Below are 25627 nucleotides of genomic sequence, written 5' to 3'. Positions count from 1 at the left end.
GCGGGGATCATTATGTATGTGATACAACCTTCAAAATTAAAAAAAGGGTTGCCCAAAGAGACGAAGAGTATATGCCCTGTTTGCGGTAAAGTAATACCTGCAACAATATACGAGGAAAATGGAAAAATTTGGTACAAGAAAACTTGCCCTGAGCACGGAGAGTTCAAAGATATCTACTACGGAGATGCAGAAGTTTGGTACTGGATGGAAAAATGGGGTACGATATTGGATGGTATTGGTCCCGAATACCCAAAAATTCTAAACGGATATGCTGATAAACATTACTCTTATACTGCTCTCGCAAATTTAGATTTGACAAATAGATGTAATCTTAGATGCCCAATTTGCTTTGCCAATGCAAACGCAGCTGGCTATGTTTACGAACCAGATTTTGATACAGTAGTAAAGATGATGAAATTCTTGCGTGAGGAGAGACCTGTACCCACACCAGCCATACAATTCGCGGGTGGAGAACCAACAATATACCCTCGCTTTTTCGATGTTATCCGCAAAGCGAAAGAGTTAGGATTCGCACAAATTCAAGTTGCAACTAATGGAATTCTAATAGCAAATCAGAAAGATTTCGCTCAGAAGATGGCCGATGCTGGAATGCATACCGTTTATTTGCAATTTGATGGTTTCAAAGAAAGCACATATATCACTGCCAGAGGCGTGAATCTCCTACCTACGAAGATGAAAGCCATAGAGAATTTGCGCAAGGTTAAACCTAAGCCCTTGGCTACTGTACTTGTGCCTACCGTGGTTAAGGGTGTAAACGATGATGAAGTGGGAAAGATTGTGGAATTTGGTTTACAAAATTTGGATGTTATTCGTGCTGTGAATTTCCAGCCAGTATCCCTATCCGGAAGGATACCTCAGGGAGAATTATTAAAGATGCGCTATACAACGGGAGATTTAATCAGGGATTTGCATGAGCAGACAGATTTCATAGAGAAACAGGATTTCTTCCCCATACCAGTTGCTGCTCTGTTCTCAGAAATTGCATCGCAAATATTTAAAGAACCAAAACCAGCATTCACCACACATCCAGCATGCGGTGCTGCCACATACATATTCCACGATTACCAGAAGAAGAAAAACATACCTATAACAAGGTTCATAGACATACCGGGATTGATTGAGGATCTCGCACCACTTACATTTGAGGAGAAATTTGAAAAGAAGAGCAAACTCGGAAGCATTTTAACTCTCTACAAGATTCTAAAGAAGCATTACGATAAGGAATACGCCCCAACAGGCTTCAAATTGAAAGAGATAGTTGGAGTGTTTGAACAGGGAACCAAGGATTCACTTGGTAAATTGCACTGGGATTCTATGTTCATAGGGGCTATGCACTTCCAGGACGCTTACAATTACGATATAATGCGCACAATCAGATGCGTTATACACTATGTAACTCCAGATCCAAGCATAATACCATTCTGCTCATACAACACAGGGCCTACATTCAGAACGAAAATAGAGAAGAAGTATTCAATTAGCCTCGAAGAATATAGAAAGAGACATGGCAATGTGGTGGGCGTAGAGGGATGAACATGATGAATGTTGATCCAGCAATATGCAATTACTGTGGTGCCTGCGTTGGTTCATGTCCAGTGAACTGTATGTTCCTTGACGAAACGATAGTTAGAATAGACGAAGATAAATGCATAAAATGTGGGTTCTGCATTCGTGCCTGCCCAGTGGGAGCCATCTCTGCGGATTGGTGGTCAGAATGAAGAGATACGAGTATGATGTCTTGGTGATAGGGGCCGGTCCTGGGGGAAGCATGGCTGCTAGGTACGCAGCTCGCCATGGACTCAAAGTATTGTTAATAGAGAAAAGACCGGAGATAGGAGTGCCCGTGCGCTGCGCCGAAGGTATATCGAGAGCATGGATGGACGAGGTTGAAATTGAACCACAAGAAAAATGGATAGATGCTGAAATAGACGGTGCAAAAATATATTCACCCGATGAAAAGAGTGTAATAAAACTATCTGCCGAGCAGGCTGGAAACGAAGTTGGATTCGTTTTGAATCGTGAGTACTTTGATAAGTACCTCGCATCCTTGGCAGCGCAGGAAGGAGCAGAAATCTGGCTAAAGAGCCCCGCGGTGGAGATAATAAAAGAAGATGGCTATGTTCGTGGAGCGATTGTGAGAAGATTCGGTGAGAAAGTTGAGGTTCGTGCAAAAATAGTTATTGGTGCCGATGGCTTCGAATCTCAAGTTGCTAGATGGGCAGGATTAAACACTGTGCTGAGGGAAAGGGATATAGTCTCTTGCATCCAGTACAGGATGACGAATATAGACATTGAAGAGAATTTTACCCATTTCTTCATCGGCTCTTGCGCCCCCGGTGGCTATGTCTGGATTTTCCCCAAGGGAAGAAAGGAGGCAAATGTAGGCATCGGTGTGGCTTTAAACAAGTTAAAAAGCAAGGGAGAGGTGAAGAAGTACATGGATGATTTCATAGAAAAGCATGAGTACCTCAATAAAGGGAGCATAATACAGATAGTTACGGGCGCAGTATCCACTTGCCCTGTGCCTAAGAGAATAGTGGATAACGGTATAATGCTCGTTGGAGATGCGGCTAGGCTAATAGATCCGATAACAGGAGGAGGTATAGCAAATGCCTGTATATCCGGCAAATATGCTGGGGAGATAGCCGCCAAGTGCATAAACAATCCTAGCAAAGAGTGCTTAGAAGAGTATCAGAACAAAGTGAAGGAGAGATGGGAAAAGAAACATCTACGCAATTGGTTCGTTAAAGAGAAGCTTGCAGAGCTAAGCGATGATACATTAAATAAGCTCATGGATGTTGTTTCAAAAGAAGATATTAGCGAAATATCAGTAAGGGCCATACTCGAAGCTGTACAGAAGAAATATCCAGAGCTTATTGAAGAGTTTGAAGACCTTCTATAATTCTCTCTTTTTACACGTTTGCTCCGCCCAATTCCTCCAACTGCTCTGCACTTCTCGCTTCTTTCTCAGTTAATTCTCTGACTCCTTTGCGTTTTCTGAGCCAAGATACTATGAGATAAGATACAAGAATCGGTGGAATTATGTAATAAACCAAGTAGTTCATTATTCCAATGAGGTACCACTCTAAATAGCTAAGATTTTCACCAAAATATGATAACCATGGCATCGAGAGATAATCTTTGCCGGATAACGCATAATTGAGGGCGTTTACATTGAATATTATAAGCAAAATATCCAAGTAGTTTGTATACACATTAGCTAATGTACTCATACTTCTTGTGACCTTGAATCCGGGAATACGCTTTGTGGTAAATGGCGGAAACATGTTACTTCCCATCAGACCAAAGTGGTCAGTTAGTATGTGGGACCAGAATCCCAGCATAATTATCCAAAACGCTGTCCATCCCATAGGCGTAAAACCATAGAGCATGAACCCAATGGGTGCAAACATTATACCAAGGGTAATGCTATGTGCCCACCGCCTATGCCAAGGTATGAAATCTGCCCGCACCCTATTATTTCCCTCTGGAAAGAACGAGAAATCTGGTCCCGAAAGAATGTCCACATGGGTAACTGCATCATAATTGTAATCTAAATCTGCTTTAAAACTTGCCTCGGCATGAGCTTTTTCTGGAGGAAGATAGGAGGTTATGTAAGGTCTCTTTTCAAATCCAGATATTATGGGACCAATATCACATATAACCTTCTTATTCTCCGTATCAAAATGAACAGTATATTGACGCCATTGATCTGAAGATATCTTTATTGTATGAAGCATAACATTAACTTCCCTATTCTCTTCGTTCGCCTGATCAATAGCCTTTGCTAGAGTTGTGGCCACAAGTTGAGGATCTAAATTCCATTCGTCCATATCAACTTCATAATCATGCTTTTGCAGATACTTTGCAAATCTAAAATCAATGGTATCTGGAAGGATTCCAAATATCCCGCCCAAAATTATTATCAGGGCCTTATGAACAACTATCTCATTTGCAATTACATTGTTTCCATAGTACATATTGGCAATAACTACCACGAAGGTGGCCGTTGTTAATCCCGCCAAGAAATGGGCAAATCCCTTCATTTTTCATCACCACAACCCGAATAAGCCACCGAGGGCTATTCCACTCATATTCAACCATATCGGAACAAGGATAACCGCAAGACAGTGAGAGCGGCGTGAGTTGAAAAGCACGGGTATTAGGCCTATAGCTGTAGCCACGGACATTATTATCAATCCCTGCCAAGAGGTCATAAAATAAACCAGCATAACTACAATACCGAGAACTATCAAATTCAGAACCTTTGGATTTATCTTGTATATTCTCTTAGCAAGGAACTTGGAGGCATAAATTACAACAAAGAATGCATATATCCCAGCTATCGCAATACCCATATCCACAAGGTAGAACTGCTGAACACTCTCCGGTGTGAAGAACAAGTTTATACCCATAGCCAAAGCACCACGGCGCAAATGCAAAACTGGAAGGAAGAATAGGGCTATAGCTCCCACATAGTAAACCACACGAGATGCACCCATAGATACCAAGAAGCTTTTGTCTCCCTTCTGAGCAAAGCCATGGGATGCCATATAACCTCCAACACCGGCGGTTACCGCTGGTAGAAATGCTGCAAATAGACCTCCAGAAGAGCCAGCTACTGCACCATGAAGCAGTTCTTTGGGGGTGGAATCTATGCTCTTTGGTATATTTTGCTCGGGAATCTCGTACTTTGAAATCAAATTAAGTATGATGGAAGATGTTGCAAATAAACCAATTAATGGAGCCATAAGGCTCTGAAATGCATGATTTGCAGGAACTATAGTTTTACTGAATGTTATTATACCCAGGATAGAGGATAGAAAGAAAGTGAGATACCCTGCCATAATGGTCTTCCACCCTTCTTTCAAGCCATGAAGAGGATTCTTGTGTCTTCCAAAATCTTTTGGAAACTCTGAAAGAAGCATATAGGCAATAACAGCTCCTATTATCCAGTGAAGATGAGTAGAGACAATATCCCAAACAATAGATAAAGGTCCCATGAACAGGGGAACTACGAGAACTATTGCAAACAATCCCGTTAAAGCACCAGTAGCTATGAGCACAACAGCTTCGTGACCACGTCCCTCCTTGAGATACCTTAAAGAGGGCATAAGAACAAACATTGTGGAATCGTCAGGAGCACTGAAATATATTGAAGGAATTGTGAATACAAAGGCATAGCTTACCAGCATACCTATAAGCATAAGAACCATCAGCATAGGATCAAGAACGAATGATGCCGTGAAATAAAACAGCAAGAAGAAGCCAATCACATTGTAAACATGCAAGCCGGGAAGCATTGATAAAGCAGAGCCTATCAGGGCGCCTATTATCACAAACGCTATAGCCATAAGTAGATATGCTATTGTCATCCAGTCACCTCCACCAAATCACCGGTAAATGGTCTAACCTTTATCTCCGGCTGACCATTATAATATGTAACGATACCCCTAATAACAACAGGCCTTCCATAATCTATATTTTTCATCATTGCCTTATTCTCAACATAAACCACATAGCTTTGGTTGTTGCCCCAAATGGTTAAGCTCGCAGAATAAGAGAACATACGGTAATCTACGACGCTGCCTTTAATCTCAACAAGGGAGAACTCTTTCATAGGGCCATTTGGCACATACTCTTTTTTCTCTAAAACTTTGTATGTTGGGTCTGCTATCAACTCCCACTTTGGCTCTGTTACAAAATCGTTCTTATGAGATACAGAAATTTCCCATGTGCCCTTGTAATTTACAAATTTTCCTTGAATCTCCACATAGGTTCCAGGAGTATAATACTTCACCCCATTTCTAACATAAACTGGAATTGAAGAGCCGTTTGAATAAACAGTTATAGTATTGGTTAAGAGATTCCTATCCATAACTCTTGCCCAGGTAATTCTAATATATGTTCCATTATAAGCCTCTGGATGGGAGAGCAAATCTGGAAGATTAACAACCTTGTATGTATCCGAAGGGGCAACGGGCTGATAGAACTGCAGAGCACCATAAAATTTAGTATAAGCAGACCCCATTTTACTTATGTTCAAGATGTGTAGAGAGTAGTAAGCACGGGGAATTAAAACATCAAGTTTCTCATCTATAGTGCATATAAACCCGAAACTGAATTCTCTTACACTTGTTATATTCCCACTTACAAAAACCTTAGCACCATTCTTATAGTCCCATGGAGCGGCATTGATAATATCGCTTATATTCAAACCCTTATGTTTTGGGCTCTCTATCTCCAAATAATCTATATTGTTCAAAATTAAAGAGTTCGAACTATACATATAGGTACCTTTGATATCTACAGTATCCCCCATAGCCGGAATTTTATGCAGTTCAACCATTCTTTTTATAACATTACCATATAACTTAACAGTCACCGTGCCAGTACCATCATTTAATTTGAATCTAAATGAGGTTACCTGATAATCATTTTCATAAACCCAAGGATATCCTTCCACTTTCCCATGCAAACGGATGAAATTATAATTATCAGTAAGTCCCAAATCTTTTATCTTTGTTATAGGAACTTCTCCCCCATAATACGCCAACACCCCATAGGATGCAGCAAGGATTACCAAAGATAATGCTATAACATATATTGCTTTAATCCTAACCCTGTGTTTTATACTGGCTGTGCAGTATGGGCATATCTCGGAATCGTCGGGAATATCCCTGCCACAACTGGGACATTTCATCCTATCACCTTTATATCATTAATGTCGCTTGGTATGAGTTCCCAATAGCCATTCATAAAACTGCCATACCATTCTATAGAACCCACCACATTTATTTTCTTACCTTCAAGAGATTTTACATCCATATTGCTAAAATACACCACCGAATATGGAAGATACATATCCATATAACCTGTCCCATCAGTTATATTTAGGACATAACTACCCCTCGAAGTTTCATAAACTTTTAGAACGGTTGCATTCAACTCAACCCTCACATATTTTGCATAAGGATATTCTATACTATTAATATCCGCTATACTCATCTGCACGGGTTTTGGCTTGATTATATTAATCTCCTCCGGTGAGTTAACAATCATATAAATGTTGCTTCCCCTTATATACACCTCTCCTATGACATCCACATACTCGCCATATCCCGGGAGCTTATTCGCCTTTGCCAATTTTTCTACAGTTGGACTATACACATGCACGCTCATTATTCCAGTGCCATCATCCACATCTATGTAAAGTGTAGCGGATCCCTCCTTATAAACTATCAAGGATGGTGCAGAAGAAACTATACCTTTTATCTCAACAGTGCCGTAATTATATGTTTGAGATATGTCCTTTATGTGCACATACTGTACAGGCACATTTTGAGCAAATATTAAAAGGAGAACTATACCTATGAGAGCAAATGTTAAAGCACCATATTTTGCGTAATAATACCCGGTATGCTTTGGTATCTTAGTGCCACAGTACGGGCAAACTTCTAATGAACCCACATATCTGCCGCAATTAGGACAGTATCTATCCTCCATACATACACCTCTTCCAAGTATGTACCAAATTCACTATCTTTCCAATTTCCTACAAAATTTTTATCACTAACTTTCGATGATGTATTATTCTGCATTATATCCGATGCATATCTAGGCAATATCTCATAATAACTGGTGTAAGGCGATGTCTTATCGTATTGAGACACTACACCTATAACCGTTAGATTCTCCCCCTGAGAAATATTTGAAATATCTATGCCTGCTGCTTTTGCATATATCTCTACTGCACCGCTCCCATCATCCAGATAAAAATATCCATAATTCTGGTTTACGCTTGTGACAGTGCCGTGAACTTTTACAAGCATGCCCTCAACCTTCTCTGCAGCGCTCCAATTGGAGAAATACCCAGTAGGTATGACCAGAGGACTTGGTACTGTCCCTTTTCTAAGATAAGTTATGTAATTAAGAGATGATATCTTAAGCTCTGCTTCCCCATTATACTGCGCTATTGTACCCCTAATCTGTACCATATCTCCTTCCGTTAAATTCAACTTTGCATAATCCATATCATAACCAAATACCAAAACACCCCCCGTGGAATCTTCCACATACATTTTCAGTATGGGCTTTCCACTGCTTGAGGTGAACGAAAATACCCCTGGAGAAGAAATAACCGTTGCATTCACGATAACTTGCTCGCCTAGATGTATAAGAGTCCCATTGCTATCCACCTCGTGCAAATAGGACAGATTCACATATTTAGCGGAGGAATGCAAAACCACGACTTTATCTTGCGTACCTGTCCGCAAAAGTATCTCGTATGAGCCATTATGATATGTAACATTTCCATAAATCTTGACAGTATCACCTTTGCCCAAGGTTGGGACTTTCACACCTTTCTCAGCATAAACTGCAATATCCTTGATATCCGCAGTGGAATTGCTTACCCAGAATAACCAAGAAGCGTATACATTTACCACCGTGGCATTTGGTATTTCCACAAGGGTACCATTATAAGCGCTTGTATTCTCCAAGAGTTCTGTTATATTAACCACCGTGTAATTGCTAATTGGGGTTATGAGCTTGACATTATCCCCAGAGTTTGCCCTTATCTTTATCTCCCATTTCCCATTAAATCGGGTAACCATACCCCACACTTCAACCTTCGCTCCGACATAAACCTGGGCATCTATATGAGCTCCTTTTTCCACATATACGCTAACATCCTCGGTGGAATTTGTGGAATTACTTATCCAGAATAGCCAGGAGGCATTGTATACACTCACCACCGTTGCCTCAGGTACATAAACCAAAGTATTGTTATACTTAAAAGGTGAGCTCAAGAGCGTGGTTATTGATACCTCTTTATATGTTGCGTTGCTAATCACAACAACTTTGTCATCTGTATTGTTTCTTATTTTCAGCTCCCATGAGCCATTGTACTGCGTGACCATACCCCATATTTCCACTGTAGCGTTGAAATAAGGAGTGCCATTTACAATCCCGCCACGCTCAACATACACTGACAAATCATTAGGATTTGAAACATTATTGCTAACCCAGAAAAGCCAGTTTGCAAACACATTTTTAACCTTCGCATAAGGCACATAAACTAAAGTGTTGTTGTAATCTTCAGGAGCTTTAAGGATTGAAGTGATATTTGTCGTTCTATAACTTTGAGGATGTGCCACAACATAATCATAGCTCTTGGGCCTGATTTTAATCTCCCATTCTCCCCTATAAGAGGTGAATTCTCCATAAACATCTGCATAGTATCCCTCTTGAATACTCCCTATACTAGAACCATTGAATCCTACAACTTTTACCTCGCTTCCATTCCAGAAAAGCCCGAAGAGGGTAAAATGAGAGCTCTCATTCTGATATAACCAACTTATTATTCCCCAAGAGTGCACATTGCTTCCATTGTAAACTTGTGGATTTCCAAGGAGTTTATCTACGGATATATTCTTATATTCTGGCTTGCTCAAAACTAAAACCTTATCAGTTGTAGCATTTCTAATTTTTATCTCCCACTGCCCACGATAGAGCACTAAATTTCCCCATATTTCTACCTTTGCGCCATTAAATATCATTCCCTTGACAATACCTCCTCTTTCAACATAAACATGCATAGATGCATTATTGCTTATGTTATCGCTCACCTCAAAATTCCAAGAAGCGTAGGAAGATATGACAAATGCTGATGGAATATGCACGGCAGAGTTATTGTAAGTATCTGGTTCTTCAAGCAAAGAGTTCATAGACACATTTTGATAGGTAGATTTTACATATTTGGAGAAATCAGCCGTGGAGTTGCGCACATAAATTTCCATATAGCTCACATTGTACTTGTAAGAACGATAATAAGTTAAAAATCCTTGAACTTCAAAAACATCCCCTACTGCAGGAGACCCAGTACGGTTGGCATTGAAGGATATGTAAACAGTTAAGGGACCTATGGAATATCTATAAGAGGCATAAACCTTTGTTACCTTACCCGTTAGATGGATAAATGAATTGTTGTATTCTTGCCAATTTTGAAGGGTTATATTAGCATAAGTGTTCTTTCCACCAGACCCTATTATTTTCACATAATCCTTGCTATTGTTCTCAACTTTCAACTCGAATTCATTTCTATAAACTGTAAATCTTGCACGAACTTCCAAGATATCTCCATAATGCATAGTTTCTGGCCTTTGAGCTCCAGGTTCTACATAAACCCTTATACCTCTGTACCCTGAATTATTTACAAGGAAGAAACTGTAATTGCGTCCATATCCAAATATACCATCCACAACAACTTCCTTACCTATGTAAGCAGAAACATTCTTTAATAATTCATTAACTGATACCTTAATTTCCTTGACTTGCTTTTTCTCAATGGTGATCATTTTCTTTGCATAGGAGTATGCTCCCTCATTATCATATACCACCAAAGTAACGGTATAGTTCCCCTCTTCTCTGTAAGTGTGATACACAATCTTACCGGCAGATTTTGTTCCGTCTCCAAAATCCCAAATGTAAGTTAGAATAAAACCATCATCAATAGAATTAGCTGCGGAAAATTCTATGGGAGTATCCGTATATCCCCTAGACGGGGCGGTTATTATGGCCACGGGAGGATTGTTTGTAGGTTGCCTTTCTGTTGAAGCATAATATATGGCGGGAATGCCTATAGCAATAACGAGGATTGATAGAATTACCACCGCTTTTATCTTGACAGTTTCCACCATTCTAACCTTCATGCATCTTTTCCTATTAAAACATTAAGGCCTGATCCAAGATACACTGAAATAAACAATTTTCCCATTTAAATTATGTGCAAGAAGCAGAGTTTTTCTAACTCCATGGGCAACACGAACTGCACGGCTTATCTTCTGAATCTCTTCTCTCTCGGAAATTAAATGAACGAGGTACTTGGAATGCTCTTCCATACTATTCTCATAAACTCTAAAATGAGTGCCGTATTTGAATCCCGATTTTACTATCAAACCCCTATTTCTCAAATCCTTGTAAATATCATAAACTCCTTCAACTTGTGGATTTTTTCCCACCACCCCATTTTCCGCAAGGTATTTAATTTCAAGCAGGCTAAGATGCCCCCATGTTCCCTCGTTCCTTCCATATGTCAAATTCTCAAAATCCTGCAAATTTGTAAAAACAAAAGCCCTTTTCCCATAAATCTCAAAATTCAGCTCTTCTTTGGGAATTTTGAAATAAGTTCCCTTAGGCTCTACCATATCAACCAAATAATAGGTTACTTCTCCATCAAAATCCACGATGGATAGGATTAAGGGGTATTGCTTCTCTACAAATTCACTCACATCAAAATAATCCATATCGGAAAGAGGGTAAAAAGCCATTGAATAGTTCTTGCGGCCCATAAAATAATTGCCCCTATCCTTCAAAACATAGCCACGCTCCCTCAAATCCCTGTAAACGATGAATAGAATATCAAAATTTGGTACTTCTCTAGATGCTTTCTTAACAACATCTTCAAAATCGTAATCCAAAATTCCTTTCTCGGAGAGATATGCAAACTCAACCCAAGAGAGTTCTATGCATTTCCCATCTCTATTCCCAAAACCTCTTGAATAAAGCTTGTCCGCAAGAGAGTTGCAAATTGTTCTTTTCATACAGCATCTTCCAAGATATATTTGAATACATCATCAACATTCTCACCAGTTTTCGCACTTGTCAGGAAATAAGGAGCAACACCATCACATATTTCTTCAAGGTCATCCTTCCAAAACTGAGCCATATACTTCAAATCACTCTTATTGGCAACAAAGACTCTCTCACCCTTGTGCCCATCTAAGAATTGAGAAATTTGATTCATAGTATCCAATGTTTCTTTTCTTGTTAAGTCTCCCACGATGATAACAGCCTTAGCACCAGAGAGTATTGGTTTTATGTTCTGCTCATAAACACTAACATCCCAAATCAAGAAGGTCACATCTCCAAATTTTTTCTTGTAAGCTCGAGATTCTAATGTCTCCTCAACCTCCGGCTCAAATGTACCATAAACGAATCTCCTGATCAAAGAGGTTTTGCCCACTGCTTTATCGCCGATAACACAGAGTTTCCATATTTTTGGTGCTTTCATCCACCTCTCAATAGCATTAGCTATTTAAAATTTTTCAATTACTTCTTTACCAATCTTGATTTCTCATGCTCCACACCCTCACGCACCTTAACGCACATGCCCTTTGAAAATTTTTTCATCTCCCAGCAATTCATAATTGCTTTGCCTATGGCCACTAAGTTATCTTCTCTGTCAACAACAAGAACCTCATCTCCGGGCCGTATGCTATCATCGCATCCCATAACAAATTTTGAAAACACATTCTTACCCTGCCTGTTGAATTGAGCGGAGTCTTCATTCACAATAACCCTGAACTTATGAAATGCAAAAGCCCTGTGCAATCTTTTTGCTCCTGCAAGTTTTAGGGTAAATAATCCATCCTCGGCGCGGAGGGATGCAATATGCTCACCATCCACAACCACATTTCTTATCTTGCCAGTATTCTTTGATTTTATTATTTTTATTTCTCCTTCGAAGAGCGCATCGCCTGCGCCTTTGGCAAATTGATAATCTGCAATGCTCTTTATCTTTGCAATATCAAATTCTTTTGCGCTCATAATTTCTTTGAATTCTGGCACAATCTTTCTCTCTTCCCAAGGAAATTCACTCTGAGCAAATGGGTAACTATCTTCAAGCTCTAAAGGTACGAGTCCGAAGGGTGTATTTACGGCTGCATCTTTCGGAATGGTTTCCAAATTCGCGCTCCATGGCCTTGGCAACTCTAAAATTACATGCCTATCAAATTGCCTTAACCTTCTCTTAATCCCTAGAACGAAGGGTCTTTGCATGCTCTCCTCTCCCGTATAAAAAAAGGCATTCTTCCTTGATTTTGGCTCAAATTTCTCCAAGAATCTGCGATGCTTCAAAATTTTGCGATATGCCCTGAGCAATTGGGGATGCTGTCTAGCACGAATCTCAGCGTACTCCCAAATTCTCTCTTCAATAATTGCCTCTTTTATGCGATTGATCTCCTCCATACTCATATACAAATTGTGCTCCGCCAAAATCTTAGTCCTCTTCTCCTCGGGCATGGCTCTGAGATCTTCTGGAGTATAATTCTCCAAAGCGGGAGAATAATATGGAAAATACTTAATTTCCTTTAAATACATCGTGCCTTGAGGGAATAGAAGGCGGTTATCTCTTGCGTATTTTATATAAGCGGCGGAATCAAAGAAATCCACACCCAACAGGGCTGCGAGTGGGAAGAACATGGGATGGCCTGCACCAAAGAGATGAACTGGCTTTGAAGGATCTAAATACTTTTTAGCCATTATTATGGCTTCCACTACCTCAGCATAGCGATACTCTTCCATAAGAGGAACAACTCCCCCGATAGGATAATAATCAAAATCAATACGGTTCATGAGCTTTGAGGCGTAAGCCCTCAACTTCGGATATATTGAGCCCTGAATAGGGCCTGCAAGAAGCATATTACCCTTGTACTTCTTCGCCTCCTTCCCTCTGCGAGCCGTCTCATCTATGGCGTTTTTAACCTCCTCCTCCGTGTAATGGGGCTCTGTGAATACATCAAGCATTGTGCCTATATCCGAACCGATATCCCTCTGAAACTCCACAATTTGCTTGTTTGTGACCTCTACATCACCGTAAACATGCTGCTGAAAAGTGCCACTATCGGTCATAATCAATCCCGGGAAATCAAGCATGTTATGCAATCCTTCTTTTAAAGCCCTCTCCCTCAATCTCGGGGTTTTCCATATTATGTAAGAATTCGTTATCAGCGCATTAACTCCAAATCTCTCATACATATCCCTTGGAGAAATTACAATCTTATTGGGATTTACAACAGGCATTAAATTTGGCGTCTCAACCCCTCTAAATTTACAAATTCTCGCAAGGCCATCCCTGTGCTTTAATTCCATACTTGGAGAAAGAGAAAGTTGTACTTAAAGCCGATTCTTAATAACATCTATCAAATCTTTCACGCTGGGAATAACAACATCTGCCCCATTCTCCCTTAATTTTTCTTCGCTCTCAAATCCTGTAAGCACTCCTATGGTAAATATCCCCACTTCTCTGCCAGATTGCATATCTGGCCAGTAATCTGCCACGAGCATTGTCTCATCCTTGGAAGCATTAAATTTCTTCATTGCCTCCCTTATCAATTCCGTTCTTCTGCGTCCATCCCCATATCCATCAAGGCGAGTATATACAAAATCCACATACTTATCGATTCCAAACCTGCGAAGCTCATCCCAAACTTCCTCCGCGGAAACCATCCTACCCGTGGTAATCACGACATTTATGCCCTTCTCCTTCAAGAATTTAAGAACATCCTCTGCTCCATCAATTAGCTTATCCTTCTCACACATAATATCGTTGTAATGAGAGAGAAAGTAATCCCAGAACTCTTTGGGCCCCCCAGGCACATGCCTGTTGAGAGTATCCTCCTCATAATCTTTCATAAATGTATCCCAATCGATTTTCTTGCCCCCAAAATGCTCTAATGCAAGATTGAATATACGATAAAAGCGAGGGAGTGTGTTGATTAAAGTCTGATCCAAGTCAAATATCACGAGCTTGAGCATAATGGTGCATATACACAGGCAATATATACCTTTCCACATGCGAAAATTTATAAACCCCTTAAACTTTCGCCAAAGCATGTATTTAATTGTTGAGCAAGAGGATGTTATTCGCATTCCACCCCCGATGTTAGCCGAGGATATAGACCAAGTTATTGAGGAGCTGGCAAGGGAGAAAATTGAGGGTAGTGTTTACTCATTCCCCCGCAACGAGGTTAAAGACCCTGCTGAGAGGAAGTACATAATAGTGCTAATTCTATCCTTAGAGAAAGTGGATGAGGGAATAATAGTACCTGGGGATGGGGCCGTCTACCAGAAAGTTCGATTCAAAGCCCTCGCATTCCATCCCGAATTGCAAGAAGTTGTAGTTGGAGATGTTGTGGATGTCCTTAAATTTGGAGCATTTATAAGGTTTGGACCCATTGACGGCTTGCTCCACATAAGCCAGATAATGGACGATGTCATTGATATTGACCTGGATAATAAGAGATTTATTGGAAGGGAAACAAAGAGAAGTTTAAGGGTAAAGGATAAAGTAATGGCGAGAGTTGTTGCTCTGAGCATAAACGATGCAAATCCCAGACAAAGCAAGATAGGACTCACAATGCGGCAGCCCGGCTTGGGCAAGTTTGAATGGATTGAAGAAATGGTCAAGGGTGAGAAGGAGGGAAAGGAATGAAGGGAGAGCTTAAAGCGTGTCGCAATTGCAGAAGAATAACCACGGAGGATATATGCCCCACTTGCGGTGGAGAGACAACAACCGAGTGGCATGGTTATGTTTTCATTCTTGACAAGGATAAATCAAAAATCGCAGAGGCAATGGGTGCGGATAATGGAGAATACGCACTACGAGTTAGATAAGCCGTTGCTCCTCAAAGAAGAAACGAGGAAAAAACTGCAAAAAATATATGGAAAATTAATCAGTGAGGATGAGTTGAAGAATATTGAAGGTGAGATTTTTTCCGTGGGTGATGTCGTTACCCACACACTTTTAAATCGCGGCATAAAGCCAAAAATTGCAATAGTGGATTACAAAACAAAGAGGGGAGAAAAAATATACGAGGATGTCAAGAAATTTGGCAAAAAAATCATAAAGGTGAAAAATCCTCGCAGCCAGATAACTCCAGAATTATGGAATGCAGTAAGAGAGGCAATGCAGTACGATTCTGTGAAGATAGAAGTTGATGGGGAGGAGGATTTGGCCGTAATACCTGTTGTATTTTTTGCAAATTTAGGCGCTAATGTTATATATGGAATGCCCAATACGGGTTTAGTTTGGCTAAAGGTCAGTGATGAAGATAAGAGGAAAGTTATGGAAATAATAAAGGAAATGGAGGTATGAGCATGGAGCTTAAGATATTGGAGAAGAAAGATAATCCCTTACTACACCGTGTAGAGGTAAAGTTTGAAGTATCTCACCCCAAGAGTAAAACACCAAGTAGAGATGAGGTTAGGAACTTGCTTGCTGCTAATTTAAATGCCGATAAGAATAGGGTAATTTTGGATAATATGCATACTCCCTTTGGTTCAACAACCACAACTGGATTTGCCAAAATCTACGATGATGTTGAGAATGCAAAGAAGATTGAGCCCGATTACATTCTCATAAGAAACAAGCTCATTGAGAAGAAAGAGGAGGAATAATTATGGAAAAAAGAGAGTTGTATGAAATAAAAGACGGTAAAATCGTTCGCAAAAGGCGTTTTTGCCCAAAGTGCGGTCCCGGAGTTTTTATGGCTGAGCATGAGGATCGCTACTCTTGCGGCAAATGCGGATATACTGAATTTAAAAAGAAATGAGGGGCCCGTGGGGTAGCTGGATATCCTCGGGGCCTCCGGAAGCCCCTTTCTAAAGAAAGCGGCTTTACCCGTAAAGAAGGGGTTTAAGAAAGCCCTTGACCCGGGTTCGAATCCCGGCGGGCCCGCTGAAGAGACACCTACGGTTTCTCTCTCTACACTCTTCCCTAAGGAATAGGTGCTTTACTCCCAAAGAAATATTATAGTTTGGAATGATTTGCTATTTATTTCTCCCCCTGCTATCTTCCCTTGGAATGTATGATGACATGTTTTAAACCATGGTTTAAATATTTCCAATTTTTATCTTCTTTTATGATTGTGAAAGAAGTAACGGTAAGAGGAATATCTAAGGAGGAGCTTTTTGAATCTCTTAATAATAAGTTAAAAGAATGGGAAAATCCCATATACACTCATAAAGCTCAAAACCTATATGCAATATTTGTTGAAAGATGGTTTTTTAGAGCTCAGGGGAATTTGATGGTGAGCATATTAATTGAAGAGAATAAGATGACAATAATTGCTGGAGGAGGCACTGGCTTGGGAAGCGCTGAATCAAAAGCAATAAAGTATGTAATAAGAGACCTAAAAGAATTAAGCAAATCCAAGCATTTTTCTTTTGAAGAAAGAGAGGAGGAGAGAATATACGAGGATCCAAGCTAACAGGAAAAGTTATTTTTACAGCTATGCAATCAAGCTCTATGGATATAATCTCGATTTTTAGGGATAGAGCAAATGCTATGCTTCGTAACATCGGGATAAATATGGAGGTTGAAGAGGCAAAGGAGAATTTTGGAGATTTCACACTTCCATGCTTCTCTCTGGCAAAGGAGATGAAGAAAAATCCTGCACTCATAGCAAAGGATATTGCAGAAAAATTGAAGGATGAATATTTTGAAAAGATTGAAGCTGTGGGTCCTTATGTAAATTTTTGGATCCACACGAGGAAATTAGCGGAATTAACTCTCCAAGAAATTTTAAGCGGGGAAATTTTCAAATTCCAAAAGAGGGAAAAAGTTATTGTAGAGCATACCAGTGCAAATCCAACAGGACCATTGCATGTAGGCCGCACAAGGAACTCAATTATAGGCGATTCTCTGGCAAGAGTAATGAGGAAATATGGATATGATGTTGAAGTGCAGTACTTTGTAAATGATGTAGGAAAGCAGGTTGCAACTCTGCTATGGGGCATAAAAAATATCAAAATCGAAGAAAAAGATACTAGGGGAGATTACAGATATGTGCCTTATTATCAAGCAGCGTATAGAGAACTGGAAAAGAATCCCAAAATTGAAGAGGAAATACAAGAAATTATATGGAAATACGAGAGGGGAGATGAAGAACTACGCAAAATGGCGGAGAAATATGTAGGCTCTGTACTAAAAGGTATCGAAGAGAGCTTGAAAAACATAAACATTCACTTTGACAGCTTCATCTGGGAATCCTCGCTTGTGAACAGAGCAAGGGATGTTGCAGATTCCTTGAAAGATTATCTTAAAGAGGATGACGGAGCATTCTATATTGATTTGAAAGAGCTCGGTGTGGAGGGAAAGGACAGATTATACCTATTCAGGAGAGATGGCACAACACTATATCCCCTTAGAGACATAGCCTATCATCTCCTAAAAGGAGAAAGAGCCAGAAAAAATGTTGATGTTTTAGGGGAGGACCATAAACTTCATTTTCAGGCAATTAAGAAAATCGTTGAAATTCTAAATGAAAATATAGAACTAGATGCACTTTTTTACTCTTTTGTAAAGCTTCCTGAGGGTAAGATGAGCACGCGCCAAGGGAAGGTTGTATATCTTGATGATTTGCTAAAAGAGGCAGAGGCAAGAGTTAATGAGATAATAAAGAATAGAGAATATGAGAAAGAAGAGATGGAAAAAATAAGAAGAGCAATCGCTGTTGGTGCCATAAGGTTCCACATATTAAATGTGCAAGAAGAGAAGCCAATGACATTCCGCTGGGAAGACGCACTCAATTTTGAAGGAGAGAGCGCTCCTTTCATACAATACACCCATGCAAGAGCAGCAAGTATACTGAGAAAAACGAATTGGAATGGAGAGTATTCAATAGATTACATATCACATCCTCAAGAGATTAAACTTCTCAAACTCATGGCAAAATATCCCTCAATGGTTGAGAATGCAGTTAGAAGATTGAGCCCTTACATAATGGCAAGATACGCTTACACTCTAGCATCTCAATTCAATCAGTTTTACAGAGATTGCCCTGTGCTGAAGGCAGATGATAATACGAGAAATACAAGATTGGCCATTGTAAAAGCATTTAAAAAATTAATAAAAGATGTTTTGGAGCTTCTGGGAATAGAAGCCCCAGAAAAAATGTAGATTTATTTCTTTCCCTTCTTTTCTTTCTTCTCCTTGGTCCTCTTTGTAAATTTGCCTTTGCCTGCCTTCTTCTTCTGTGCAATCCAGCCGATGTATCCCAGCACTATAATTATCGCTATAACCCCTATAACCAAGGCAGGTGTCTTCCAAGGTGCCTGAGCAATATCAATGTTCATTTCTTTCTTGTTATCACTTGTATAGCTTGCTGGCTCGTCAGGGCAGTAGACTTTAACAGTTACTGAATAATTGTTTGCTCCACTGAATGCATATGTAATATTATCCTCTACAGAGCTTCCTGCACTTAGATTGTAGAATGTCTTATTCACCACTTCCTTGCCGTCCACAAGGAGAATTATATAGTACACACTTGCATTCTTGTTTCCATTATTTGTGACATTTACCACGAATGTTAACTGACTTCCTTCAACTCTATCTCCTTTTACTTGCACATCTGTAACTGAGAGATCAGGTCTAACTGGTGCTACCCTAAATGTCTTGTTGTAAACCTTGTAATTTCCTGCAGCATCGGTGATGTTCAAAATTATGTAATAAGTGCCAAAGTGGGTGAACTCAAGAGTGAGCTTAGGAGATGTGAAAGATCCGCTGATAATCTTGAAATCTCCAGAGCTCTCATTGAGCACTTTGTAATTATGATCCTTTATAGTCCACTGGTAAGATACTATTGTACCATTATCAGGATCATAGCTGGCAGAGGCATCAAATGTCACCTGCTCTCCCTCTTTAATCTCAGCTACCTGCTTTCCTCCAGATGTTATGTTCACTTTGGGCACTGGTGGAGTTATATCCTTAATTATTACCTTGAAGTTAACGGTAACGGTGTTGTTAACCGCATCTGTAAACTTAACACTTATCGTATAAGTGCCATTTCTTGTTGGCTTCTCAAAGGCGTAAGTCTTGTTGAGCCCTGTGGTCTTGACTCCATTGAAATTCCAAACCACATTTAAGGGCAAATCAACCTTATTCTTGCCATCATATGTATCGTAGCTCTTGGAAGCATCATAAATTATCTCCTGAGTCTGGTTAAATGTTAGAGTTACGGGTATGGAGGCAGTTCCATTCACTATGCTCACTGTCCCATTCTTACCATATACATCATAATTCAAAGTCTTCATATCAGCCGCCATGTTTACCTTTGCAACCATCTTGCCAGATGGGTACTCAATTACCATATTCACAGTAGGATAATAAGCATCTGCAAGGATTGTAATATTCGTCTCATTTGTGTTTCCACCTATATCTGCAACCTTAAGCTGCAAGATGTGCTTTCCAACCAAGAATGTGCTTGTGACATTATAAACACCCTTTCCTGAAGCTTTAATCTGCCCATCAAATACCCAGGTGTAAGTGGTGTTCTCTGGATCCACTTTATTACGAACCATATCGTAAACAACCTTGGATGCATTAAACCATACACTCTTTCCTGCTGGCACTACGATGGTATAATTGTCTGCACTCTGATTAACAACATAATTCTTGTTCTCCATCTTTGTCCATCCAAACTTGAAATGCAGTGGATCTACATTCATGGCTGGACTCTTTCTCTCCTTCAAATCTATCTTAACAGGTGATGTCTTTATGTCTGTTATCGTGAGGGTATTCACATAACCATTAACAGCGGCTCCACGCACCTCATTGCTCCTCTCTAAATCACTTGGAAGCTGAATTGTATACTTGTAAACTAGCTTAGCTCCAAGATATGTAGTTTGCCCACCATAGAGGTCAAGCTCCACCATTCCATTCTTAAGCAGATTATCCTTTGAAATATTCTCGTTTACATAAGTGGCATCAATTGTAACTTTAAACTCCTCATTTCCAGCATTTATTACCTTCCAGTCGGAAGTGTATGTGGATAGCTCGTAGATATTGCCGCCAAGAGTTATCAAATTGGTGGTGTACTTGGCAACATTGTTTGTGAAATAATTCTCAAGATATGCATTATCCACACCCAAGAACTTGAGCTGGTAATAGAGCACTCCGGTATCGTTGTAAGGAAGATTTGCAAGAATTGTCTCGTTTGTTATATCCATCGTGTAAACCATATTTATGGTCTTCAGATCATTAGATAAGGTGATGGTGTAATTAATATCATTCTCCACAGGATTCAACTCTATCTTTGCGGGTGAAGAGCCCATAAGCTCCGTGGCGGCATAGCTCTTAATTCCATAACCATCTGCAGTTATTACTACCTTGTAATTCTGAGGAGCCACAAGGTAGAAGCTAAACGGCCCGCCAGGGAATTGCAAAACATTAAACTCGTTGGAGCTCTCATTTATGAGTGTTATGTGCACATTTGTAGCCACTGGCAAACCTGTGGAAGAATCCTCCACTATACCCCATATCTTCTTTGCATTTCCCACATTAATTGTTAGATTCATATTTCCACTAACTGCCAATTCTTTGTAGTAAGCCTTGCTAACTCCGCCATCCAAGTATGTTATCTTCAATGTGACCTTTCCATCAGGAAGGTTAAATAAACCATAAGTATCAATGCTCTTGCTCGCAATCTCTACATTCTTGAAATAAACAGATACATGAGCAGGTATGATTTCTCCATTCTTCTCTACAGTTAGGTTAAGAACATTTGGAAGAGGATACCTATTCACATTTAGGCTCCAGAAACTGTTGCCATCAAGAGTATGCAAGCCAGAAGAGTCAAACTTTACAGTGGCGAATGATTCATCATAGAAATAGTTGCCTTTGACCTGTCCATCGGTTTTCAGAGCATAATTTCCATAGGGTATATTCTCAAATTTCACAACTCCGCTGGATGATGATACAGCGGATGATATATATTTACCATTAATCTCAAACAGAGATACACTCACTCCAGAAAGAAAATCACTATCTCCAGTAATAACATCATGATAGATTAAAACGAATCTCATCTCTCCAGTTTGTGGCTCAAGAGCGTTCACTGCCCCTGCAAATACCAGGGCGCTAAGCAGCAGCAACGCAATCGCTGCGATCACTTCTCCTTTTTTCAAATTTTTGGTGTTCATAGGGTTTTCCCTCCATCTTTCTTTTCGGTGTGGGGTAAAATCACTTTCTATTTATATACTTTTCTGAAAAATCAAAAATGCTTGGAGAAAAATTAAATATGTCCTAAAAAATGAGGATATATGCTTTTACTCTACATCTTATTTGTGCTTATTGGTGTAGGGCTTGGCATAATAACGGGCTTGATGCCCGGACTTCATGTTAATAATGTTGCCGCAATAATTCTCTGCATATACGCCTCCTTCCATACTAACCCATTACTTTTAGCAAATCTAATCGTTGCAAATATGATAACACATACATTCGTGGACTTTATACCCTCCACATTCTTGGGTGCCCCAAATGAAGATACCTCCTTATCAGTGCTCCCTATGCACAGATTACTCTTGCAGGGAGATGGTTTCAAAGCAATATACATCTCAACTTATGGCTCCCTCCTAGCCACCATTTTCGCATTGCCTTTAATTCCCTTATTTCAAATTGCACTTGTAAACATGAATCTCGCAAAATATCTTTATTTTTACACCCCTTTGCTCCTTCTTCTCATAATTCTAGGCCTACTATATATGGAAAGTAAGAAAAATTTGAAAAGCATGCTTCTCTCCATACTTGTAATTACCATTTCAGGAACTTTTGGATACATAGCCCTGCATTTCCCTTTGAACCATAATTATGTGATATTTGGTAAAGGAATGAGCATCCTATTCCCCATTTTTACGGGGCTCTTTGGCATACCCGTTTTACTACTCTCTCAAAATACAATAGTACCCAAGCAGAGAATTGTTAAGCCAAAAATTGAGAGAAAACACTACATTTCATCTCTTGTGGGTACGCTCTCTGGCTCTCTAGTCGGATTTCTTCCCGGCGTGACTTCTGGAGTAGCAGCAGCAATATCAAGAATTTTCATAAAGGAGGACGATACTGAGGATTTTCTCTACGCTTTAGGAAGCGTGAATACTGCAAATTATATATTCAATCTTACAGCTCTATTCCTTATTTTGAGGCCAAGGAGTGCCGCTGTCAATATAATAACTCAAATGCTCAACATACCTGTTTGGTTCAACACGAAATTTCCACCCTCATCCTTTCTGCTCATCCTCTTAACAGTGGCAATTGCATCCTTGCTCTCATTCTTCATAACAATATTGTTAGGGAAATGGTTTGCCAAGGGAATTGGAAAAATAGGAAAGAGATATGGCTTGATATCTCGCATATTAATTATTATTCTTTTCGCCATAATTTTCATTTTCACGGGCATTATTGGCGTAGCATTTGGAATAGTTGCAACCCTCATAGGCCTGCTGCCTCCAAAACTTGGCATAATGAGAGTGCATCTGATGAGCGTAATTATAATTCCCGTGCTTATTGCTTATCTATAAAAATTAGGAGGAAGAATAATGTATCATAGCGCCAATTAGTGCTCCACTTAGATGGAATCCCCAAACAATTATCATACCAGCCACTAGTATCAATGCGAATCTAACCCACTGTGGATAATCGTGTCTTCCTATTCCAAGACCCAAGAGCAATAATACCAGAAGTGATACACCTATGGAGTATGGTAACATTCCAAGAAATACCACAACTGTTGTCAAAAAATAATCCGATTCTCCAGATACTATAGAGGGTATTAAAGAGTCATAGAAAAACACACCCAAGGTCATAAGTACTAACGCCACTACAAGTACAATTCCTATCGCAGTAGGGCTGTATGCCAAGCGCTCAAAAATAGATCTCTTCCGTTTTGGTGCAGGTGTATATGTTGGCTCTGAGGGAATTTTGACTTGGTCATCATCCATTATATCATCCACCATTTTTATCCCCAGTGGATATTGTATCACAAGTATTTAAAAATTTAATTAAAAATCCAAATATCTAGCGATAATTTTATATGCCACCAATAACATTACGATTGAGGGATTAAAATGGCAAAGAAAGAAGAGAAGGTTGAAAACTGGTATGAGAAGCTTGAAAGCGAACTGGAGAAGAAGAGGGAAGAGGTCATAAAGACAATTTCCACGGAAAGAGAGAAGAAAAAAGAGTTAAATATGAACTTAATTGAAGATTTCTGGAGAATATGGCTCCAATTCAACAAGATAAATGTTCATTTTAGGATGGATCCCCCACATTCTGAATGGGGCAGATTCATAGTGTTCCCAGATAAATGGGAGCTTAGAGAGGATTTTGATTTCTCATCTGTAACTGAGATAGCACTTGTGGATTTAACAAGAGACCAAAACAGAACAGGGGATTCTATAAAGGTCACATATTATGCAACAGAAGAGGGGGAGAGAATAAAGATGATCTTTGAATTCTTTGAAGGAGAAGAGTATTACAAGTACTCTGGATTGAAGAGAATTTATAGCCAGTACATACTCTACGATGAGAGCGTTAGTAAGGCAAGCATTGATAAAATAAGGGACATCCTCCTCAAGATCATACCGAAATGGTACGAGTCCCATCTCAAAGGAGATAGAAGCATAATAATTGATTACATAAAAAATAATTTCGCAAAGGGTGAATCTTTCGCTGTCTAATCTTTGAATTCTTTTTCTATCTGTTTCTTTATCTCTTCTCTTAAACTTATTTCTTGCTCCCATTCTTCCAAAGAATCCAGTGCCTCTTTCAACTCCCTCAAGCAATCTATGCATATCCATTTATTGCCAATCTTCTTCATAGGTAAGTTTTTGTATCCAATTCTACCACAGAAAAAGCATACATGCATCTCAGGAATTTTGCTCTCAACATACAAATCGAGTTTCATGCTTTCAACGATATTTTTTAAAACATTTTCCTTATCTTTAATTTCTCTCACCCCTTGTACTTTGGATTTATCAGCAAATACTCATCTCCCACCTTAACTACTGGCAAATTGTTTAAAGCAGCCAAATCCAATAGAATGGCAACTGCCTTGCTGTAATTATTCTTCGTATTCTTCATCTCCAAGTAATGCATTATATCTAAGGGAGTTATTCTCGCTACCCTGCTCTCAGAACCTATGTGGTTTTCCCATTTTATCTTTATCTTCTTTGCCTCTTCGCTTCCTCCATATTCTGGTTCAAGAATTTCAATTTTCACATTTTTAGGAACCTTTGTGGATGGTGTGAAACCGAAATAAATGGCAGCTATGCTCTTCAATTCTTTTTCATCCATAGGCACACCTCAAAATACATCCGCTTGGGCAAGAACATTTATTCCTCCCTCTCCTATCTCGTACAATTTTACCTCTCTCGAATGCTGAGTTCTTCTCATCTTCAAAACTCTAATTGTGAGCTTTAGAACATTGTTCTCTTCAAGAAAAGATAGAAGGATTACCCCGTCAACAACATACTCCACAATTCCATCCCTGCTAACCTTGGGATTTTTTGGGTCCACTTCTGCTGTAAAAACCGCAGTTGCACCACTCTCCTTTATGCTCTTTGCAAGCTTGAAAACTACCTTTCTCTTCTCATCAATGCTATCGTACATCATCGTTATCAAACTTATAGAATCCACGGCAATCCTCGTTGCCTCAAACTCTTTTATGAGCTCGGGTATATCGCTCTCCAATCTCTCAACGCTACTCTTTGCATCCTCAGGATCAAGTTTTAAAAGCTGGAGCTGAGAGCCCAAGTACTTGGAATAATCCCACCCAAATTTACTTGCACTTTCTACAACACTATCCTCGTCTTCTTCCAAGCTCAAAAATATGCACCTTTCTCCATTAATTAGGCCTTCCCAGATGAATTGCATAGCAAATGTGGTTTTTCCAGTGCCAAATGCACCTATAACCGCCACGGTATGCCCTTTGGGAATGCCACCGTTGAGCATATCGTCCAATCCCTCAATTCCAGTTTTTATTCTCAT

Annotated in this window: 26 protein-coding genes and 1 tRNA gene; 13 read left to right on the top strand and 14 right to left on the bottom strand. The window is 39.6% G+C overall.

The annotated features are described in order from the left end of the window. Positions 1-12: 12 nt before the first annotated feature. Genes tes through ABOO_RS02905 form a run of 3 tightly spaced genes read left to right on the top strand, consistent with a single transcriptional unit; the run spans position 13 to position 2923 of the window. Positions 13-1554 carry a tetraether lipid synthase Tes gene (gene tes, locus ABOO_RS02915; RefSeq protein ID WP_008082065.1) on the top strand — a complete coding sequence of 514 codons (1542 nt, stop codon included), beginning with the start codon at positions 13-15 and terminating at the stop codon, positions 1552-1554. After that, positions 1551-1739: a DUF362 domain-containing protein gene (locus ABOO_RS02910; RefSeq protein WP_008082574.1), complete on the top strand. Its 189-nt coding sequence runs from the start codon at positions 1551-1553 to the stop codon at positions 1737-1739. Before tes ends, ABOO_RS02910 begins: the two co-directional genes overlap by 4 nt. After that, on the top strand, positions 1736-2923 hold the full coding sequence (locus ABOO_RS02905; RefSeq protein ID WP_008082534.1) for an NAD(P)/FAD-dependent oxidoreductase: 1188 nt from the start codon (positions 1736-1738) through the stop codon (positions 2921-2923). Before ABOO_RS02910 ends, ABOO_RS02905 begins: the two co-directional genes overlap by 4 nt. Positions 2924-2933: 10 nt before the next feature. On the opposite strand, the gene ABOO_RS02900 is transcribed toward ABOO_RS02905, so the two are convergent. Genes ABOO_RS02900 through ABOO_RS02860 form a run of 9 tightly spaced genes read right to left on the bottom strand, consistent with a single transcriptional unit; the run spans position 2934 to position 14619 of the window. Then, positions 2934-4067, bottom strand: a complete 1134-nt coding sequence (locus ABOO_RS02900) for a metal-dependent hydrolase (RefSeq protein ID WP_012997176.1) — start codon at positions 4065-4067, stop codon at positions 2934-2936. Between the two features lie 6 nt (positions 4068-4073). Continuing rightward, positions 4074-5396 (bottom strand): tripartite tricarboxylate transporter permease, encoded by a 1323-nt coding sequence (locus ABOO_RS02895; RefSeq protein ID WP_008082435.1) that lies wholly within the window; start codon positions 5394-5396, stop codon positions 4074-4076. Then, positions 5393-6724, bottom strand: a complete 1332-nt coding sequence (locus ABOO_RS02890; protein ID WP_008082034.1) for a zinc ribbon domain-containing protein — start codon at positions 6722-6724, stop codon at positions 5393-5395. The genes ABOO_RS02895 and ABOO_RS02890 overlap by 4 nt, the downstream gene beginning before the upstream one ends. Next, positions 6721-7527 carry a zinc ribbon domain-containing protein gene (locus tag ABOO_RS02885; RefSeq protein WP_008081974.1) on the bottom strand — a complete coding sequence of 269 codons (807 nt, stop codon included), beginning with the start codon at positions 7525-7527 and terminating at the stop codon, positions 6721-6723. Before ABOO_RS02885 ends, ABOO_RS02890 begins: the two co-directional genes overlap by 4 nt. Next, positions 7479-10733 carry a PKD domain-containing protein gene (locus ABOO_RS02880; protein WP_012997175.1) on the bottom strand — a complete coding sequence of 1085 codons (3255 nt, stop codon included), beginning with the start codon at positions 10731-10733 and terminating at the stop codon, positions 7479-7481. The genes ABOO_RS02885 and ABOO_RS02880 overlap by 49 nt, the downstream gene beginning before the upstream one ends. A 21-nt stretch (positions 10734-10754) precedes the next feature. Then, the gene (endA, locus tag ABOO_RS02875) at positions 10755-11624 is read right to left on the bottom strand and encodes a tRNA-intron lyase (RefSeq protein ID WP_008082552.1); all 870 of its coding nucleotides are present in this window, start codon (positions 11622-11624) and stop codon (positions 10755-10757) included. After that, positions 11621-12094 carry a P-loop NTPase family protein gene (locus ABOO_RS02870; RefSeq protein WP_008082597.1) on the bottom strand — a complete coding sequence of 158 codons (474 nt, stop codon included), beginning with the start codon at positions 12092-12094 and terminating at the stop codon, positions 11621-11623. The genes endA and ABOO_RS02870 overlap by 4 nt, the downstream gene beginning before the upstream one ends. Before the next feature lie 38 nt (positions 12095-12132). Beyond that, positions 12133-13953 (bottom strand): tRNA guanosine(15) transglycosylase TgtA, encoded by a 1821-nt coding sequence (tgtA, locus tag ABOO_RS02865; protein WP_008082606.1) that lies wholly within the window; start codon positions 13951-13953, stop codon positions 12133-12135. A gap of 24 nt (positions 13954-13977) precedes the next feature. Further along, complete coding sequence (locus ABOO_RS02860) at positions 13978-14619, bottom strand: HAD family hydrolase (protein ID WP_012997174.1); 642 nt, start codon at positions 14617-14619, stop codon at positions 13978-13980. Between the two features lie 76 nt (positions 14620-14695). On the opposite strand from ABOO_RS02860, the gene ABOO_RS02855 reads away from it, so the two are divergent. The 8 genes from ABOO_RS02855 (at position 14696) to argS (ending at position 18763) form a co-directional block, all read left to right on the top strand. Next, complete coding sequence (locus ABOO_RS02855; protein ID WP_008082115.1) at positions 14696-15295, top strand: DNA-directed RNA polymerase; 600 nt, start codon at positions 14696-14698, stop codon at positions 15293-15295. Next, on the top strand, positions 15292-15477 hold the full coding sequence (gene spt4, locus ABOO_RS02850; protein WP_008082199.1) for a transcription elongation factor subunit Spt4: 186 nt from the start codon (positions 15292-15294) through the stop codon (positions 15475-15477). The genes ABOO_RS02855 and spt4 overlap by 4 nt, the downstream gene beginning before the upstream one ends. Next, a complete protein-coding gene (locus ABOO_RS02845; RefSeq protein WP_012997173.1) occupies positions 15449-15958 on the top strand; it encodes a GTP-dependent dephospho-CoA kinase family protein in 510 nt (169 codons plus the stop codon). The genes spt4 and ABOO_RS02845 overlap by 29 nt, the downstream gene beginning before the upstream one ends. A 2-nt stretch (positions 15959-15960) precedes the next feature. Continuing rightward, positions 15961-16260 (top strand): 30S ribosomal protein S24e, encoded by a 300-nt coding sequence (locus ABOO_RS02840; RefSeq protein WP_008082512.1) that lies wholly within the window; start codon positions 15961-15963, stop codon positions 16258-16260. A gap of 2 nt (positions 16261-16262) precedes the next feature. Continuing rightward, a complete protein-coding gene (locus ABOO_RS02835) occupies positions 16263-16415 on the top strand; it encodes a 30S ribosomal protein S27ae (RefSeq protein ID WP_008082546.1) in 153 nt (50 codons plus the stop codon). A 1-nt stretch (position 16416) separates the two neighbouring features. Further along, positions 16417-16540, top strand: a tRNA-Arg gene (locus tag ABOO_RS02830). Between the two features lie 184 nt (positions 16541-16724). Then, positions 16725-17072, top strand: a complete 348-nt coding sequence (locus tag ABOO_RS02825) for a hypothetical protein (protein ID WP_008082342.1) — start codon at positions 16725-16727, stop codon at positions 17070-17072. 38 nt (positions 17073-17110) lie between these two features. Beyond that, positions 17111-18763, top strand: coding sequence for an arginine--tRNA ligase (gene argS, locus ABOO_RS02820; protein ID WP_008082055.1), 1653 nt, complete (start codon positions 17111-17113; stop codon positions 18761-18763). A gap of 2 nt (positions 18764-18765) precedes the next feature. Here argS and ABOO_RS02815 read toward each other — a convergent pair whose 3' ends face one another. Then, the gene (locus tag ABOO_RS02815) at positions 18766-21783 is read right to left on the bottom strand and encodes a PKD domain-containing protein (protein WP_008082256.1); all 3018 of its coding nucleotides are present in this window, start codon (positions 21781-21783) and stop codon (positions 18766-18768) included. 120 nt (positions 21784-21903) lie between these two features. Here ABOO_RS02815 and ABOO_RS02810 point away from each other — a divergent pair, with 120 nt between their 5' ends. Continuing rightward, positions 21904-23160: a tripartite tricarboxylate transporter permease gene (locus tag ABOO_RS02810; RefSeq protein WP_008082695.1), complete on the top strand. Its 1257-nt coding sequence runs from the start codon at positions 21904-21906 to the stop codon at positions 23158-23160. 3 nt (positions 23161-23163) lie between these two features. On the opposite strand, the gene ABOO_RS02805 is transcribed toward ABOO_RS02810, so the two are convergent. Further along, entirely contained in the window at positions 23164-23595 is a 432-nt protein-coding gene (locus tag ABOO_RS02805; protein ID WP_008082005.1) for a hypothetical protein, read from the bottom strand. Positions 23596-23706: 111 nt separating this feature from the next. Here ABOO_RS02805 and ABOO_RS02800 point away from each other — a divergent pair, with 111 nt between their 5' ends. After that, positions 23707-24318 carry a hypothetical protein gene (locus ABOO_RS02800; RefSeq protein ID WP_012997171.1) on the top strand — a complete coding sequence of 204 codons (612 nt, stop codon included), beginning with the start codon at positions 23707-23709 and terminating at the stop codon, positions 24316-24318. On the opposite strand, the gene ABOO_RS02795 is transcribed toward ABOO_RS02800, so the two are convergent. Genes ABOO_RS02795 through ABOO_RS02785 form a run of 3 tightly spaced genes read right to left on the bottom strand, consistent with a single transcriptional unit; the run spans position 24315 to position 25627 of the window. Continuing rightward, on the bottom strand, positions 24315-24545 hold the full coding sequence (locus ABOO_RS02795; RefSeq protein ID WP_236614085.1) for a hypothetical protein: 231 nt from the start codon (positions 24543-24545) through the stop codon (positions 24315-24317). The two genes, ABOO_RS02800 and ABOO_RS02795, sit on opposite strands and share 4 nt — an antisense overlap. A gap of 47 nt (positions 24546-24592) precedes the next feature. Continuing rightward, positions 24593-24934 carry a hypothetical protein gene (locus tag ABOO_RS02790; protein ID WP_008083320.1) on the bottom strand — a complete coding sequence of 114 codons (342 nt, stop codon included), beginning with the start codon at positions 24932-24934 and terminating at the stop codon, positions 24593-24595. 9 nt (positions 24935-24943) lie between these two features. Next, positions 24944-25627, bottom strand: coding sequence for a KaiC domain-containing protein (locus tag ABOO_RS02785; protein WP_008082484.1), 684 nt, complete (start codon positions 25625-25627; stop codon positions 24944-24946).

It is taken from the genome of Aciduliprofundum boonei T469 (assembly GCF_000025665.1).
GTDB classification, from domain to species: Archaea; Thermoplasmatota; Thermoplasmata; order Thermoplasmatales; family Aciduliprofundaceae; genus Aciduliprofundum; species Aciduliprofundum boonei.
This window is presented reverse-complemented; position numbering and strand designations above follow the sequence as displayed.